The organism is Cohaesibacter sp. ES.047, assembly GCF_900215505.1.
Taxonomy (GTDB): Bacteria; Pseudomonadota; Alphaproteobacteria; order Rhizobiales; family Cohaesibacteraceae; genus Cohaesibacter.
On sequence record NZ_LT907844.1, the window covers coordinates 791,939 to 808,117 of the forward strand.

19 protein-coding genes are annotated in these 16,179 nt (G+C 53.6%); 7 read left to right on the plus strand and 12 right to left on the minus strand.

Going from position 1 to position 16,179, the window contains the following annotated elements; genetic code table 11:
- Positions 1–7: 7 nt before the first annotated feature.
- Positions 8–469, minus strand: a complete 462-nt coding sequence (locus CPH65_RS03520; RefSeq protein ID WP_244574533.1) for a L,D-transpeptidase — start codon at positions 467–469, stop codon at positions 8–10.
- A 358-nt stretch (positions 470–827) separates the two neighbouring features.
- Here CPH65_RS03520 and cowN point away from each other — a divergent pair, with 358 nt between their 5' ends.
- From cowN to CPH65_RS03535, 3 genes are all read left to right on the plus strand, one after another.
- A complete protein-coding gene (cowN, locus tag CPH65_RS03525; protein ID WP_096172152.1) occupies positions 828–1,127 on the plus strand; it encodes a N(2)-fixation sustaining protein CowN in 300 nt (99 codons plus the stop codon).
- 294 nt (positions 1,128–1,421) lie between these two features.
- Positions 1,422–2,105 (plus strand): response regulator transcription factor, encoded by a 684-nt coding sequence (locus CPH65_RS03530; RefSeq protein ID WP_096172153.1) that lies wholly within the window; start codon positions 1,422–1,424, stop codon positions 2,103–2,105.
- A gap of 144 nt (positions 2,106–2,249) precedes the next feature.
- Entirely contained in the window at positions 2,250–2,762 is a 513-nt protein-coding gene (locus CPH65_RS03535) for a Crp/Fnr family transcriptional regulator (protein ID WP_096172154.1), read from the plus strand.
- A gap of 11 nt (positions 2,763–2,773) precedes the next feature.
- On the opposite strand, the gene CPH65_RS03540 is transcribed toward CPH65_RS03535, so the two are convergent.
- From CPH65_RS03540 to CPH65_RS03555, 4 genes are all read right to left on the minus strand, one after another.
- Complete coding sequence (locus tag CPH65_RS03540; RefSeq protein ID WP_096172155.1) at positions 2,774–4,270, minus strand: hypothetical protein; 1,497 nt, start codon at positions 4,268–4,270, stop codon at positions 2,774–2,776.
- A 10-nt stretch (positions 4,271–4,280) separates the two neighbouring features.
- On the minus strand, positions 4,281–4,850 hold the full coding sequence (locus tag CPH65_RS03545) for a hypothetical protein (RefSeq protein WP_157747482.1): 570 nt from the start codon (positions 4,848–4,850) through the stop codon (positions 4,281–4,283).
- Entirely contained in the window at positions 4,847–5,233 is a 387-nt protein-coding gene (locus tag CPH65_RS03550) for a hypothetical protein (RefSeq protein WP_157747483.1), read from the minus strand. The genes CPH65_RS03545 and CPH65_RS03550 overlap by 4 nt, the downstream gene beginning before the upstream one ends.
- 260 nt (positions 5,234–5,493) lie before the next feature.
- Positions 5,494–6,363 carry a LysR family transcriptional regulator gene (locus CPH65_RS03555; RefSeq protein WP_096172158.1) on the minus strand — a complete coding sequence of 290 codons (870 nt, stop codon included), beginning with the start codon at positions 6,361–6,363 and terminating at the stop codon, positions 5,494–5,496.
- Positions 6,364–6,457: 94 nt separating this feature from the next.
- On the opposite strand from CPH65_RS03555, the gene CPH65_RS03560 reads away from it, so the two are divergent.
- Positions 6,458–7,378: a DMT family transporter gene (locus tag CPH65_RS03560; protein ID WP_197703953.1), complete on the plus strand. Its 921-nt coding sequence runs from the start codon at positions 6,458–6,460 to the stop codon at positions 7,376–7,378.
- 101 nt (positions 7,379–7,479) lie between these two features.
- Here the strand turns inward: CPH65_RS03560 and acs are convergent, their stop codons facing one another.
- Positions 7,480–9,420, minus strand: coding sequence for an acetate--CoA ligase (gene acs / locus CPH65_RS03565; protein ID WP_096172159.1), 1,941 nt, complete (start codon positions 9,418–9,420; stop codon positions 7,480–7,482).
- Positions 9,421–9,711: 291 nt separating this feature from the next.
- Positions 9,712–9,945, minus strand: a complete 234-nt coding sequence (locus CPH65_RS03570) for a Rieske 2Fe-2S domain-containing protein (protein ID WP_096172160.1) — start codon at positions 9,943–9,945, stop codon at positions 9,712–9,714.
- Positions 9,946–9,962: 17 nt separating this feature from the next.
- Here CPH65_RS03570 and CPH65_RS24815 point away from each other — a divergent pair, with 17 nt between their 5' ends.
- On the plus strand, positions 9,963–10,097 hold the full coding sequence (locus tag CPH65_RS24815; RefSeq protein WP_256385209.1) for a hypothetical protein: 135 nt from the start codon (positions 9,963–9,965) through the stop codon (positions 10,095–10,097).
- A gap of 100 nt (positions 10,098–10,197) precedes the next feature.
- On the opposite strand, the gene CPH65_RS03575 is transcribed toward CPH65_RS24815, so the two are convergent.
- Positions 10,198–11,268 (minus strand): ornithine cyclodeaminase, encoded by a 1,071-nt coding sequence (locus CPH65_RS03575; RefSeq protein ID WP_096172161.1) that lies wholly within the window; start codon positions 11,266–11,268, stop codon positions 10,198–10,200.
- A gap of 217 nt (positions 11,269–11,485) precedes the next feature.
- Between CPH65_RS03575 and CPH65_RS03580 the strand changes: the two genes are divergently transcribed.
- Entirely contained in the window at positions 11,486–11,920 is a 435-nt protein-coding gene (locus tag CPH65_RS03580) for an Lrp/AsnC family transcriptional regulator (protein ID WP_096172162.1), read from the plus strand.
- 14 nt (positions 11,921–11,934) lie between these two features.
- On the opposite strand, the gene CPH65_RS03585 is transcribed toward CPH65_RS03580, so the two are convergent.
- Positions 11,935–12,348, minus strand: coding sequence for a DUF1761 domain-containing protein (locus CPH65_RS03585; protein WP_157747484.1), 414 nt, complete (start codon positions 12,346–12,348; stop codon positions 11,935–11,937).
- A gap of 255 nt (positions 12,349–12,603) precedes the next feature.
- Between CPH65_RS03585 and CPH65_RS03590 the strand changes: the two genes are divergently transcribed.
- Positions 12,604–13,404, plus strand: coding sequence for a thioredoxin family protein (locus CPH65_RS03590; protein WP_096172164.1), 801 nt, complete (start codon positions 12,604–12,606; stop codon positions 13,402–13,404).
- 103 nt (positions 13,405–13,507) lie between these two features.
- Here CPH65_RS03590 and CPH65_RS03595 read toward each other — a convergent pair whose 3' ends face one another.
- The 3 genes from CPH65_RS03595 to CPH65_RS03605 all read right to left on the minus strand — a co-directional run bounded on the left by CPH65_RS03595 (position 13,508) and on the right by CPH65_RS03605 (position 16,132).
- Positions 13,508–14,146 (minus strand): cytochrome b/b6 domain-containing protein, encoded by a 639-nt coding sequence (locus tag CPH65_RS03595; RefSeq protein WP_096172165.1) that lies wholly within the window; start codon positions 14,144–14,146, stop codon positions 13,508–13,510.
- Positions 14,147–14,214: 68 nt separating this feature from the next.
- Positions 14,215–14,661, minus strand: a complete 447-nt coding sequence (locus tag CPH65_RS03600) for a cytochrome c (RefSeq protein WP_096172166.1) — start codon at positions 14,659–14,661, stop codon at positions 14,215–14,217.
- Between the two features lie 388 nt (positions 14,662–15,049).
- The gene (locus CPH65_RS03605; RefSeq protein WP_096172167.1) at positions 15,050–16,132 is read right to left on the minus strand and encodes a saccharopine dehydrogenase; all 1,083 of its coding nucleotides are present in this window, start codon (positions 16,130–16,132) and stop codon (positions 15,050–15,052) included.
- Between the last annotated feature and the right edge of the window lie 47 nt (positions 16,133–16,179).

A 16,179-nucleotide genomic window follows, 5' to 3' on the forward strand; every position in this document is an offset into this window, starting at 1 on the left:
TGATAAATCACCGCACGATTCGGATCTGCGTTTGGGGCCCCATATGGGCGAGCACCAGGCGCAGATCTCTTTTATCAAGGGCAATACAGCCTTCTGTCGGCTTGTAGCCTTCGCGCGCGACATGCATGAAAAGCGCGCTGCCCTTATTCCTGGTGCGTTTCGTGATGTTGATATCGAGAACAACCACCAGATCATAAAGATTATCTTCGCGCATCATCCGCTCGTGAGAGGTAGAAAAAGGCAGCCGTACCAGACGGTTGTAGCTGGCGTGATCGGGCGAATCACACCAACCCATCCCGGCATGGATCGGGGTGAAGGGCAGGATTGAGCGCGGACGGTTTTCGCGATCTGCGCGATAAAATCCATAAAGTGGTCTGGTTACTGTGATCGGCGTGCCACCGTCCCCTTCGCGCTTTTTCGATGTCATGCCGCGTCTTCCCAACGCGACCGGAAAGACATGACTGCCCATTTGCAGCAGTCCTTTTGCGGGATCGCGTGGGTCGGTTCGTATGGTGAGAGCAGAGACGATTGGCATAGGGCAGTGGACTTCAAAAGGTTTGGCGGATGTGTTGATTCCGCGACATTTGTAGCAAGTCTGCCGTCCGACGTGTAGCTTTCTTGTCGGTGGCGTCTGTTTGGTGAGCCGTCAGACGCATGATCGGTCCGGTCTTTCTTGGTGGTAACCCATAGGGTTTGACGTCATTAAGTTACAAATGACTCACCGGCATTTTTCTTGCATTGCCAATATCTTGACCAATGTACCGGCTTGCTCTTGTCGTTCGGTGGCAAGAGCGAGTCCATGGAGTAGCAATAGGAAATTGAACATCATGAGCGAAGATCTTCATGAAACGGATCGCTATGTCAGCTTTGTGGGCATCGAATGTGATCGGAATGCCGAAATCCTTCTCACCTATATCGAGCGTCTGGCGACCGGCCCGGCCAGCGACAATCCCTATTGGCAGGCCTTTCTCGGCAAGATCGAAAAAAGCCGTGCTGGCGATACCGCCACAGGGGATGCGCTGTTTGTGGTTCATTCGCACATCAATATCATTCGCGAGCTGTTCGAGGAGCATCAGGATGAAGTCGCGATGGCTCTGCTGGAGAAGGTCGAGCTCGAGTGCTGTTAGTCTCTTCGGCTTCGCTTTAGCGTTTCATGACACCGGCTTTTGCCGCGCGCGTTCGTGGCAAAGAGCCTTCTTCCTCAGCAAGGATTGATGCGCGATCAAGTGCAAATGACGGGGACGTGATTGGCTGTGACTTGCAATCATGCTCATCCGTTCCTTAATTGAAGCCATTCAATGGTTTGTCACTCATAAGTGATTGGGTGCTTTTGTGGCAGGATTGGTACCGAAAAATCATGGCTTGCTGTTCCACATCTGTAATTGCTGCGCTATTGTGGAAGGCCAATCCGGGAGCGAAAAATGACTGCGCGAAAAATATTGCTGGTTGATGATGATGATGAATTGCGCGAAGCGTTGGTGGAGCAGCTGTCGCTTTATGAAGAATTCGACATCGTTGAGGAATCCTCGGCGACCAAAGGCATTCAGACCGTCCGGTCGGATCATTTCGACCTGTTGATCATGGACGTCGGCTTGCCTGACATGGATGGCCGGGAAGCCGTGAAGCTTCTCAGGAAGGGCGATTTCAAGGCACCGATCATCATGTTGACGGGTCATGACACCGATTCTGATACCATTCTGGGGCTGGAGGCTGGTGCGAACGACTATGTCACCAAGCCCTTTCGCTTCGCCGTCTTGCTCGCGCGGATCCGGGCACAGCTCAGGCAGCATGAAAACAGCGAAGATGCGACCTTTGCTGTGGGGCGTTTCACCTTCAAACCGGCCGCCAAAGTGCTGGCCGATGAAGCTGGCAGCAAGGTACGCCTGACCGAAAAGGAGACTTCGATCCTGAGGTTTCTCTACCGCTCGGGTGACAAACCGGTGAGCCGTGATGTGCTTTTGCATGAGGTTTGGGGGTACAATTCCGGTGTGACGACACACACGCTTGAAACCCATATCTATCGCCTGCGTCAAAAGATCGAAAAAAATCCGTCCAATGCGGAGCTTCTGATCACCGAAGCGGGCGGTTACAAGCTGGTTCCGTGACTTGTTGTCGACGCGCGTGCAAGAGCTTGGGGACGCCTTCGGCTTTTCTTGACAAGGCAAGGGAGCACGCGCCTATATAGATGAGTGCTTTTTTCATGCGGTGCGTTGTTCGATTCGCCGCAGATGCCGGAATGACAAGATCAGATGAGCCTGACGAGTGATATCGACCTGCTGCGGCGGGTGCCCTTTTTCTCAGAATTTAATGAGGACCAACTGAGGTTGCTTGCCTTTGGTGCGGAATCGCGCACTTATCGGGCCAAACAGGTGATCTTTCGGCAAGGGGATCTGGCGGATTCAGGCTTTGTCATCGCGCAAGGCCAGATTCGCATGACGATTTCGGAAAATGGGCTTGATACCCAGTCCCAGATCCTGGGCGTTGGTAGTTTGGTGGGAGAAATGGCTTTGCTCGCCGAAACCCGTCGTTCAGCAATGGCGACCGCGATTGAGGATGTGAAGGTCGTTCAGGTCCGGCGTATTCTCTTCCGGCGCGTGATGGATGAATATCCCGATCTCGCTGCCACAATGCACAGTCGGCTCGTCAAGCGCCTTGATGCCATGGTGCACGATCTTGAGGGCATCCGCTCCCGTCTGGATGACAACCGCGCCACCCCCATGAGTCTTGAAGAGGTGGCCGACTTCATCGGGCGCGGGGAGTAGGTTGCTGTCCGCTAGTTGAGCGATATCTTTTGGGGGCGTATTTCTGTTTCAGGCGACTTCTGTTCGTAGCAAAAGAAATTGAGCCTTCCTGGCATTGACAGACACTCTCCATGTTCTTTGATAGCAGCATCCGAATCCGGGAATGTTTTGAGAAAATCTGGCGAAACTGACCATCGAATAGAGCTTTTTTTCTTGTTCAGCTTAATGGAATTGGCGGTCTTTACAACTCGAGCGTGTTTATTCTTCGCCCAAGTATACTCTATATATTGAATTCCGTATAAATCTATCACTTTTGTCATTGAACAATTTATTTGCAAAGTTATTTTCCGGTTATTTACTTTCCTGCAAATCCCTTTGCTTCGAATTTCAATTTTACCGATTTCAGGCGAATATTGCGATTTTAGAATGTCAGAAAATCTTGCAGAGCGACGATAGAATTGGAAAGGGCGTATTTTATAAAAGAAATTTTTTTCGTTATTAACTTTCAAACTTCCCAGCTTTTCAAATAGGCCTTTGCTTTTGTTCACATTGGATAGATTGATAGAAACTTCACAGGTGGAACTCGCTTCTTCATCGTAGCCTTCGCGGATGCCGGTTATGGTGTTGCGTAATTTTTTAACCCCACCCTTGGCACTCGAAGCTCCGACAGTAAGTTGGTAAGGCCAATCGGGCTTGATTTTCCCAAGTGAACGGTCTTGCAGGTAGGCAGCAGCGGCGTCGCAAGCCAGTGCGACATTCTGTTGTGATATGCGTTTTGGAATCGGTATGCCGTACACATCGATCTGCCACATGGCTGCTTTGCCCGGCGTATCAATGTAGAACATCTCCTGCGGCGACGTTTCAAGCACTGTAATGAAGAGGCTGTCCCTGAGGTTTAGAAGAGCACGATTCTTTAGAATGTCACTCGAATTGGTAAGTGCGGTTGAATAAGACGCATTAACAAGTTCTTTTGGAACAGTTTTAATTGGTAGGTTTTCAAATCCGAGATCAAGAGAGGGGGCGTGGAAGCCTAACGAAGCTTTTGCATGAATATGGCGATCAATGGTCTTGAAGTCCTCCTCACCCGTTGCGTGTTTTCCAGACATGAATACGAGGGCGCAAGCTGAAAGGCAGCGATGGTGTTTTTCAACGACAGTGCCGAGTCCTTCATCTACGATTTTGGCAATCTTGAGAGCTTCAGCGAACGAGCCGCCTGGGGAATTAAGGCAGAGGCGGCGATGTTTGTAGTCCCCATCATAACCTCTGGGATCGACTTTGCTGAAGCCAGACCAGATGAAGGTTTCTTTTGGTTTGCTAGGGTCTTCTTTTCTAACGTCCGGGGTTACGATCAAATTCAGGAGCTTCTGATAGTCGCCTTCCTTGATCTCGCCTTCCATTTTGAGAATGCATTTTGTGTCTTCATCCCACATTTTCGTAAAGGTCGCAGCGCTGGCTGCTGTGACGGATGAGAAAGCAAAAAGCAGGAAACCAATCAGACGGATGGTGTGTCTTGTTTTTTGCTTCAGCATGGCTTCCTCGTTACGATTTGCAGGTGCTGTTGACCGAAGGTTCGTCGTTCAGAAGTGCTTCCATTTTCGTTCCAAGTTTTGGCATAGCGAAGTTGGTTCGAAGCTCCTCGATTGGCGCTTTATAAAGGCAAAGCATGCTATCGGCGAATTCACCCAAGTGATCAAGAATCACGGATTTATCACAAACGCTGGAACTGTCCTCATCAGATCCGGCAACGCATGATGCGGCGGCATCCAGATAATCCATCACCCGGATCAGATCAGAAACCGTATCTTTTTCTTCTATCGGGAAAATGATTGTTGTCGCGATTTGATTAATGATATCGGCGCTGCCAGCCTTGTTGCTCAGCCTTGCTCGTGTTGGGTCCAGCCATGGCCGTTGCAATTCCATTCGCGATTGCATCATTTCATTGTTTTGAAAATGCATGATGAATTTAAGTGCATTTGAGACGCGCTCTTCGGCTCGATCCCGAGAATAGGAATTATAGGCAACGACAATGCCCACAATAATGGAAACATAACTCAGTGCTTCAAGGCTCGATTTGATGATGAGCCAATTCTTTCCAATCCGATCTTTCATGAGCATGGGTCTTTGGGCACTTCAATGACTTCAAGATCGTCTTCAAATTTGAGCTTATAGTCTTTCAGGCACTTGAGCTGACCTTTGGTGAATTGAATCACTTCTGCCGGATGATTAGGCCCGTCTTCTTTTGGCGTGATGGTTGGAACAGCGGAGTTCACCACTTTTTTGCTCAGTATTGATGCCAAGTCGGTGTTTGGGCATTCGTCAAGAAAGATAATTATGTCATTGGAAGCGGTCTGGCTGTATTGGTCAATGTGTTGCTTGACGCATTGAAGCTGTTTGGCCCGCACAAACCAAATGTCTTTTGCTTCTGAAAGGGTCGGCATTGTAAGACCAATGATCAAGGATGCTGCTGCTACGGCAAATTGATCGCTCTTCACTTCTTCGTCCTTAAAACAAAAAAACACATGTGATATTTGAATACCGAATTATTGCAACATTGAGATGAATTGCAATATGGAAAATTCTACCAATGGTTTTATGAAGCCCAGCCGAAAGCCGTCGCTCTGCCATGGTGCACGACCTGCAGGGCATCCGCTCTCGTCTGGATGACAACCGCGCCGCCCCCATGAGCCTTGAAGAGGTGGCCGACTTCATCGGGCGCGGGGAGTAGGTTACTTTGATGAGTCTGGCACCAGACTCAAGGGTCTGAAAGCTCAACTCGACGCTCTGTGATTTCATCGGATATTGCCTGAGACACGGTTTGTACGCGCCGCGAGGCTGCAAGGTTGGCGTGGGTGACCAGATAGACAGGTCGTTGCATCAATTTACCATTGGGCAATGTGTTCGAGATCAGATGGAGACCGGCTTTTCTTGCCAGAAAATGCGGAAGAACCGCCCGGCCAATGCCTTTCCTGACGGCTTCCAGTTGACCATTGAGCGTGTTCACCGCAAGTCTTGGTCCATCCATGGCTCCGAAAGCGCGTGACCAGGCGAGTGGAAGGGTCAGATCTTCCATTTCGGGCCAGGTGATGAAGCGCTGTGATGGTGTCTTCTCATCCGCTCCGTATAAGCCGAATCCCATCGATGCAAGCTGTCGAACAAGCAGATTTCCGCGTTCCGGCCAGATCATGCGCAAAGCCAGATCAGCATCATGGCGATGGATGTTGACGACGCTGGTATGAAAGACGAGTTCAATATCCAATCCGGGATTATCGCCTAATAATGGTGTGAGCGCCGGAATGATAAAAGGTGTGATCAGGCTCTCAAAGCAGGCAACCCGAACAAACCCTTCTATTCCTGACTGTTTCTCGACCTGATGCTGCATGTTGAGAGCCGCCAGCTCAATTGCTTCGATTCGAGGCAGCATGGCGGCACCCTGATCGGTCAGCCGGTAGCCGCTTTGATGGCGCAGGAAGAGGGGGATACCGAGCGCATTTTCCATCCGCTCTATTCTACGCGAGACAGTGGCAATCCCGGTGTGCAGGTGTTTTGCTGCCCCAGACAGAGTGCCCTCACGCGCCAGTGCCAGAAAAATGCGGCTGTCATCCCAATTGAAGTCTTGGTTCATTTTTCATTTTCCGAAAATAGATGCCCGATATTAGCTGTATCGCTTTTGAAAATGAAAGGGCATTGTTGCTGCCAACAACAGTTAAGAGGCGGGAATGATGACTTCGGAACAGTCAGAGCACATGGGCGTTTTTTCAGAAGATGGACCAGCGCTCTTTTTGAGTGCGATGGCAGCTGTTTTCTGGGGCTCTGTTTTTGAGGCAACCAGACTTGTTCTTGTGGATCTGACCCCTTGGACAGCGGTGGCCACCCGATTTGTCTTCGCTGCAGCCGCGACCTTGATCTGGCTGTGGCTGAGCGGCGGCATCAACTGGCCGATTTTTCGGCGCAATTTTGTCGCTTTTCTCATGCTTGGGGCTTTTGGAATAGCCGGGTTCAGCGGGCTTTTGTTCTGGGGCATGAAGAGCTCCAGCCCGGTAACCGCTGCCTTGATCATGGCAACCAACCCCCTCATCACAAACCTGATTGACGCCTTCATGAAACGGCGCAAACCGAAAATGGCAGAGCTCGCCGGTCTTTTCATAAGCATGTTGGGCGTCGCGCTGACTGTTGGAGCCTTTAGTGGGGCTCGATTGGCGCCGGGCGATCTGTTGATATTGCTCGCCAGCCTTGTCTGGGCCTTCTATTCGCTCGGCTCACGCAATTGGGTCAAGGGTGCCAGTCCGCTTCAAACATCTGTCTGGACGACGGTTTTCGGAACGGTTTTTCTGGTGATTGCCGCGGTGGTTCTGGCTGATCCGGTGGCAGAGCTGCAAATGGCGTCTGTTGTTACGTGGGCCGCGACGGTGTGGATGGCTTTGGTCGGGTCCGTTTTGGCCTATCTATTCTGGCAAATCGGGATCGCGGTGCGGGGGCCGGCCGCAACATCAGTGCTTTATAATCTGGTTCCCGTTTCAGCGCTTATCATTGCTGCCTGTTTTGGCCGCATGCCTGATGGGGTGCAGATACTGGGTGTTTTTGTTGCGATATTCGGCGTTCTGTTGGCAAGTGGGCGCGTGCCTTTTCTCAGCCGGTAACATGACGCCGCTTGGATTTATCCCTTGGCCAAGGAAAACGAATTAAAAACCCCCGCCGATGGTTCAGCGGGGGTTTTGTTTGTTTGCCGACTTGAACTCGCCTAGCGGTTTTGGCGGTTGTCGATGAGGTCTTCAACGACGGTTGGATCCGCAAGCGTCGAGGTATCACCCAGTGCGCTGAAATCATCCTCGGCGATCTTGCGCAAGATGCGGCGCATGATCTTGCCGGAACGGGTTTTCGGCAGCCCGGGGGCGAACTGGATGAGGTCTGGTGAGGCGATCGGGCCGATTTCGTGCCGAACCCAGTCGCGCAGCTCCTTGCGCAGCTCTTCGCTCTCTTCTTCCCCTTCCATCAGGGTGACATAGACATAGATGCCCTGACCCTTGATGTTGTGCGGATAGCCGACAACGGCGGCCTCGGAGACTTTTTCATGGGCGACGAGCGCGCTTTCCACCTCGGCGGTGCCCATGCGGTGGCCCGAGACGTTGATGACGTCATCGACGCGGCCGGTGATCCAGTAATAGCCGTCCGCATCGCGGCGGGCACCGTCACCGGCGAAATAGTAGCCCTTGAAGGTCTCGAAATAGGTCGAGACAAAGCGGTCGTGGTCGCCATAGACCGTGCGCATCTGGCCTGGCCAACTGTCGGCGATGCAGAGAATGCCTTCGCATTCGGTTTTGTGGATTTCATGACCGTCGCTGTCGAGCATGACGGGCTGAACGCCGAAGAAGGGACGGGTGGCCGAGCCGGGCTTGAGGTCGGTGGCACCGGGCAGAGGGGTGATCATGATGCCGCCGGTCTCGGTCTGCCACCAGGTGTCGACGACCGGGCATTTGCTCTTGCCGACGACCTCGTAATACCATTTCCAGGCTTCCGGGTTGATGGGTTCGCCGACCGAGCCAAGAATGCGCAGGGATGACAGATCTGCTTTCTCGACATGTTCGTTGCCAGCGCCCATCAGGGACCGGATTGCCGTTGGAGCAGTGTAGAAGATGTTGACCTTGTGCTTCTCGCAGACATCCCAGAAGCGAGAGGGGCTGGGGTAGGTCGGGACACCTTCGAACATCAGCGTTGTGGCGCCGTTGGCCAGCGGTCCATAGACGATGTAGGAATGGCCGGTAACCCAGCCGACATCGGCGGTACACCAATAGATATCGCCGTCATGATAGTCGAAGACATATTGATGGGTCATCGAGGCATAGACGAGATAGCCGCCCGTGGTGTGCACGACACCCTTGGGTTTGCCGGTTGAGCCTGAGGTATAGAGAACGAACAGTGGATCCTCCGCATTCATCGCCTCGGGCGGGCAATCAGCGGATACATTGCTGACCGCGTCGTGATACCAGATGTCACGGCCGTCGACCATCGGCACATCGCCACCGGTGCGGCGGACAACCAGAATCTTGGTCTCGTGGTTGACCTTTTCCAGTGCTGCATCGACGTTGGTTTTCAGCGGAACCCGACGGCCGCCACGCAGCCCCTGATCGGCAGTGATGACAAGCTTTGCTTCCGACCCGTTGATCCGGTCAGCCAGAGCGTCCGGCGAAAAGCCGCCGAAAACGATGGAATGGATGGCACCGACACGGGCACAGGCGAGCATGGAATAGGCTGCTTCGGGGATCATCGGCAAATAGAGAATGACCCGATCACCCTTTTGAACGCCCAGATCCTTGAGAGCGTTGGCCAGTTTGCTGACGCGCTCATGAAGCTGGGAATAGGTGATGTTTTCACTCTCGGACGGATCGTCGCCTTCCCAGATGATGGCGGTCTGGTCACCGCGGGTTTCGAGATGGCGGTCGATGCAGTTCGCCGAGACGTTGAGCTCGCCGTCTTCGAACCATTTGATTGACACGTTGTGATAGTCGTATGAGGTGTTTTTCACCTTGGTGAACGGCTTCATCCAGTCAATGCGCTTGCCATGTTCGCTCCAGAATCCTTCCGGATCCTCGACAGATTGCTTGTACATGGACAAATAGGCGTCGTTATCGATTAAGGCATGAGATGCCACTTCCGCCGGTACGGGATAGACGTTCTCCGACATGCGTTCCTCCCAGAACTCCTTTAAAATGCAGTGAGCTACACACCCGCGCGGGGTCGTGATGTAGCAACCTGTATCCTCGAACGTTACTCCTCAGCGTTCAACGGGACAGGGCGTGTTCAATATCCGGACTAATGCGCTTATAAGGTTATAGCGTCATCGCGCCGCAATCGCGGCTATTATGCTCAGACGACCCTATAGCGTCCACCGGTTCTATATTGCTCTTTCGTATGTTGTCGGGAGGTATTTTGGACGGTTTTGGACCGGGATTTTGCTCTTTCTGCCACCAATGGACTAGACGGCGGGCGCGACAAGATAGACCTCGCCCTCTCGCACCGTCACGTCAACCGATTCGAGATTGGCACCGGTGCAGGGACCGATGATGCAAAGCCCGTCGGAGACCTGAAAGCGGGCACCGTGGGTAGAGCAGACCAGCAGTCCGGGATTTTCCTTGTCGAGAAACTCGTCCGGGAACGTGTCGAGTGGTGTCAGGAGGTGAGGGCACTCATTGTGGTAGGCGCGCACCATCGGGCCTACCACAATGAGTGCCTATCGAGCACAAGGATGAGATTGAATTGGCTGTCGCCAACCTTGAGGCTCCTGCCAAGGGCGTCCGTTTCATCCAGATCTTCAAGGGAACACAGGTGGATCGGCTCCGGCATCACAAAGCTCACATTTGATGGGGACGGTCGTAACAAAAAAGGCAGGCTAGCCGATGGGTGGCCGCCTGCCTAGGGTTTCTGTGGATTGGCCCAGATCGTTTGATCCAGTATCGCTCGTTCATTCCGCCGCTGATTCCACCGGCTTTGCTGCCCGCCGCACCATGCCATAAAGGTCACGCGGCTCGTCCGGGTCGGCCAGCATGTCGAGATCGTCGTAGAATTTGGTGTCCTTGATGACCCGGTAAAGATAGCGCAGGGCCGAGAAATCCTCGATGGCAAAGCCGACCGAGTCGAAGAGGGTGATCTGGCCTTCAGATGTCCGCCCCTGTTCCTCGCCGGTTATGACTTTCCAGAGTTCCTTGACCGGATGGTTCGGATCGAGCTGCTGGATCTCGCCTTCGATGCGGGTCTGGGGCGGATACTCAACGAAAATGTCGGAGCGGCGCAGGATGTCGCCATGCAGCTCAGTCTTGCCCGGGCAGTCGCCGCCGATGGCGTTGATATGCTGACCCGAGCCAACCATGTTGTCGGTCAGGATGGTGGCGCATTGCTTGTCGGCGGTGCAGGTGGTGATGATGTCTGCGCCGGCGACGCATTCCTGATGGCTGTCCGCCCGAATGACCTTAAGGCCAGAGTCCTTGAGATTGAAGACCGCCTTGTCGGTGGCGACAGGGTCGATGTCATAAAGGCGAACGGTGTCGATGCCGCAAATGCGTTTGAAGGCGAGGGCCTGGAATTCACACTGCGCACCATTGCCAATCATCGCCATGACCTTTGCATCCTTGGGGGCAAGATATTTGGCCGCGACAGCCGACATGGCTGCGGTCCGCAGGGCGGTGAGGATGGTCATTTCGGTCAGAAGAACCGGATAGCCGGTGTAGACATCAGCCAGAAGGCCGAAAGCGGTAACGGTCTGGAGGCCTTCCTTGGTGTTCTTGGGGTGTCCGTTGACATATTTGAAGCCATAGACCTCGCCATCGGACGTGGGCATCAGTTCGATGACGCCTTCCTTGGAGTGGGAGGCGACGCGTGGTGTCTTGTCGAAGCTTTCCCAGCGCTTGAAGTCACTCTCGATCTGGTCTGCGATGCCCTTGATGATCTCTTCGACGCCGATCGAGAGGATCAGCTTCATCATATTATCGACAGAGACGAAGGGAACGAGATTGAGCTTGCCTTTTTGCGGGGTCATGAGCGTTGCCTTGTGGGTCTGATGGGTGATGGAACGGGACACCGTGCAAGCCGACTCGTCGGTTGAACATTTGGAGCATGCACCGTGGAAGAACAGGATAGCGGTTGTAAAATTCAGGCAAAATGGAAAAAGTCTTCAAAAACTGATAGAACTTTGGCAAAAATCACAGAGTACATTGTGCGGATTTACAGTTTCTGGGAGTTAAGGGAGCGCCATTATGGAAGCCAAGCATGTCTATGATCAGCTGGATCGGGATCTGATCTCGCTGTTGCGTCACGACGGACGCGCGCCCTTGTCCAAGCTTGCGGATATTCTCAAGGTTTCGCGCGGGACGGTTCAGAACCGGCTTGATCGGCTTGTGTCTTCGGGGGCGGTGCTCGGTTTCAGTGTCCGGGTGCGCGAAGACTATGAGTTGGACGGCATTCGGGCGATCATGATGATCGAGGTGGTCGGCAAGTCAACATCCCAGGTCATTCGCCGCCTGCGCGGGATGCCGGAATTGCACACGCTGCACACAACCAACGGCTCGTGGGATCTGATTGCGGAAATCCAGACGGCATCGCTGGCTGATTTCGATCGGGTGCTGCGAGAAGTGCGGCTTATTGAAGGGGTGCTGAACAGTGAGACGAGCATCCTGCTCAGCACCATCTGACGCTCACCCGAAAATCAGCCGAAGGCGCCTAGGATTGCCCCTTGCACCATGAGATTGACAAGCCAGTGGCCCGTGTCGACGAGCGTGAGGCGAAATGGCTTTTGCTGGTAGGCATAGTTGACGCTTGAGGTCGTTGCGACGAAGCCGATCCAGATGAACAGTCCGGACATGAGGCCGCGCCGCACGGTCGGATCGCCCACATGGACCAGAATACCGAACAGCATGGCCGCCATGACGATGTTGGCGATGGCCGCAATGATGAAGGGCGTGGCTTTAGGCTTGCCACTTGATCCCTTGACGTCAGCCTCGGTGAGGCCTGCTGCTGCCATCCATTGTTTGCCCAACGCCATATACCAGATGACACCCACGGCAAATCCGGCAAGAGCGGCGATGAGCGCGGCCATCCAGTTCACTTCTCCCAATGGCATGTGTTTTCCTTTCGATGGTTCCGGTTCTTGAGCGCGTTCGGCTTGGAATGGAATGAATAAGGGAATATACATAGAATATGTCACGGCTTGGTGGAAGGACGGATGTGTATCAGTCAACGCACGGTATGGGTTTCCTTGCGATTCGGTGAGAAGATTTGATCGCAGAAGGCAGTGGGCGACCCCATAAACCAAAGAAGACAGGTCTCAACCGAAAGTGATTGGCAGTTGAAGGTCAAATTCACCTATTTATGTATTATGAAAACAGTCGGTCAGCATAAATCCGGTTTGATGAAGCGCAGCGCCCTGCTCAATATGGGCGGTTTTGCGCTGTTGTCGGTCTTTTGCCTTGGTCTTCAGGTTCAAAGCCCGCTTGCGGGTAGCGGTCCGGTTGCTGTGGTGGAATTGTTCACCTCGCAAGGGTGCTCGTCCTGTCCGCCTGCAGACAAATATCTTTCTGAGCTTGCTGCCGATCCGAACGTCATTGCCCTTACCGAAGCGGTCGACTATTGGGACTATCTTGGCTGGGCCGATAAAAACGCGCGTCATGAAAACACGGTGCGACAGCACGATTATGCTGCTGTCCGCGGTGATCGCCGGGTCTATACGCCGCAAATGGTGATCAACGGGCGTGTGCATGTGGTTGGCAGTCGACGCGACGACATCAAGAAGACGATCCACTCGCTCGCTCAAAAGGCGAAAGGTCTTTCTATTCCGATCACGATGGATCGGAATGCCGACGCCCTGACCATCAACGTTGCTTCGCGACCGGATGATGCAGCTGACATCACGGATGGAACGCTCTATCTGGTGCAGTTCAATCGCGCGGTGACGGCCCAGATCGAGCGCGGGGAAAATCGCGGTCGGTCCATCACCTATCATAATGTGGTCACGTCGATGCAGCCGGTTGGCATGTGGCACGGCGATGCTCTGAAGGTGGAATTGCCCCTTAGGGACATTCACAAGGATGGTCACGACGGATGTGCGGTGCTGCTGCAGGCCGATAACGGTGGCTTGCCCGGACCGATCTTTGGAGCGGCCAAGATAGATCTGCCTTGACGCTTCGTCCTGATCATTCAGTTTTTCAGTCTTCTGACCATGAAAAAGGCCCCAACAGAGATCTGTCGGCGCCTTGATTGCATTTGGAACAGGGGAGGGGTCTTCAGCCCTTGTTGGTCTTTTTGACCCATTTCCATCCTGTGATCATCGGCGTGACGAGATTTTCGTGCTTCCAAACCTTGTAAAAGACAATGGCAAGGACGTGGACGATGACGATAATCTGCAACAGGGTCGCGAAAATGTGATGCATGTCGCTGGCCCAAGTGGCCGTTTCATACCCCACATAGCTCGCCAACGGTCCGACGTTGATGAAATCGTCCGGGTCAGACATCAGACCGGTCGCTGCCTGAGCGGTGAGAATTCCCAGAAGAGCAAAGGCCGCAAGTGCACCCAGAGGATTGTGTCCGGGCCAATAACTCGGTTCACGTCTGAAGATCTTGCCAAGATAGGAAAACAGGGATTGCGGGCCATAGATGAAATGGCTGAACCGTGCGGCTTTTGGGCCGACAAAGCCCCAGATGAGCCTGAAAACCAGCAGCACGCAAATCGCGTAACCGAAGTAGAAATGCAGGGTCATGATATCGGGGCCGAATTCTGCCAGCCCCCAGGCTGCAGCCACACAGATCACCAGTAGCCAGTGAAAAATGCGCAGAGCGGGATCCCACAGGCGAACCTTTTTGAGATCGCTTGCCTGTTCAGGCGTTTCGGAGCGGCGCTCCGGTTTGGTCGTTTCGGCGGTCATGGTCAATCACACGTTCTGAAATGGACGGGAGCCACAGACCCATATTGTCCGGGCTCCCCTTGAACGGCTTATTTCTCGCGAAAGGCGTCGTGACAACTCTTGCAGCTCGCGCCGACCTGCTGAAAAGCGGCACCGAGTTCGGCTTTGCCTTTCCCTGCTTCAACCTTCAGGGTTGCGACCGCGGTTTGAAGAGCAGAGAATTTTTCCTTGAAGCCTGCCATGTCTTCCCAGATCTTCGGGCTGGCTTCGGTTTTGCCCGGCATGTCCTGATTGGATGTGCCCTCGACGAAGTAGGTCGTCACATCGGTTTTGGTGATGCTGGCGAGTTTATCAGCATGCTCCTGAGCGGAGGCTGCGTCATATTCGCCCTTGATGTTGTTCATCAACGGGCGCATTTCACCGCCCATGGATTTGTAAAAGGCTTGACGCGCCTTGACCGCGTCTTCCTTTTCATTGGCGAGCGCAGGTGTGGCGAGCAGTGCACAGGCGACTGCAATAAATGTAATTTTCTTCATGTTTGGTCCTCTTAACTATCAATCCGTTTTGAAATCAGAATGGAACGATAAGTAATGATCCTAACATCAGTGACTGGCTCTTCACGATGAAAGTTCGTCATCCTTTCAATGAAATTTCCGTGATGACGCTCGCGCCTGTCTGATGCGGATCCCAAAAGGATTCTAGTTGCGAAAAGTCATAAGTAAAAGAGGGTAATTGGCCGCATTCTGCCAATTTACGAGGCTGAACTTTTTTGCATGGGCCGCATGTATCCAAGAAAGAACAGGTGAGTTTTCTGTCGCTGGGTAAGTTTTGTGGTTTGGACCGCCCCAAATTTGGCAAAAAAAAGGCAACGCGGCTTGTCGCGATGCCTCCTCTTGATATTCGGGTCAGCGCCAAACGCTGTGTTCAGAGGCCGGCCTTTTGGCGGATCTCATGGAACTTCAGCTCTGCATTCTTCCATTCCACCCCGTCAGGAAACCGCATCAGGGGTGCGAGAAACTGGTCGGAGAATTCTTCGGCCGCTTGCGCAGGCAACAGGGACGGCAGATTGTCGATCGATGTGACCTCGACATCATCGCCTTCACTGTTTTTGCCGACTTTTATCACGGGATCGGTCCAGCTGGTTGGCGCCTTGTAGAGCGGCAGGGGATTGAAATCCGAGAATGGGTCGCACGAGACATCGGAGATGACCTTCATGCGGGATTGGGGGGCTGACAGATGGGTCTGATTGGCCAGAAGCAGGCCCGGTCCAGTCATCAGAACGCAATTGACCAGCAAATCATGGGACAACAGGGCAGTGCGGTTGAGGATGCGGGTTTCCTCCATGTCCCATTTGGTAACCGGCAAACCGACGGCTTCAAGGCACTCGCTGGCACCAGTGCCCGAGCGGCCCTTGGCTCCCACGACGATGGCATTTGGCATCGGGCCGTCGACTTCGTCTGCAAGCGCCTTGAGCTTGTCGATGATGTCGGACTGGCTTTCGAACGGAGAGACGCCGTTTGTGATAATGTTTTTCCCGGCGCGGCGTTCGAGCAGGCGGTGCACGCCCAGAGCGGCTCCCATCCAGCCGGCCCAGTATCCGAAGGCGGCAACGCGACGACCATCTTCACCTACCAGAAACTCGATGTCATAGAGCAGGCCGCCGCCATTGACGAAGCGTGCCATTTCCTTTTCCCAGCCGGTCTGATCCTTGTAGATGTGTGCGAAGTGGATCATGCGGTGTGGCAGCTCCGATGGCGTTTCTGCCAGTTCCTTGAGGCCAAGAACGACGGTATCCGATGGTGCATCCACCCAGGAGCGTGGATCGGCCAGCGTGCAGCCGACCTTTTCATAGTCCTTGTCCGGAAAAGCCCGCTTGTCGCTGCGCTCAACTGTGAGGTCAAATCCCTGTTCTATGAGAATGCGCGCGTTCTTGGGCGTCAGCGCCGTGCGCCGTTCCGTCGAGCGGTCTTCATCGCGCAGCCAGATATGGGCTTTCTGTGTGGACATGAAACATCTCCGTAAGGTTGGGCTTTATATCTGCTTGCATTCGCCGG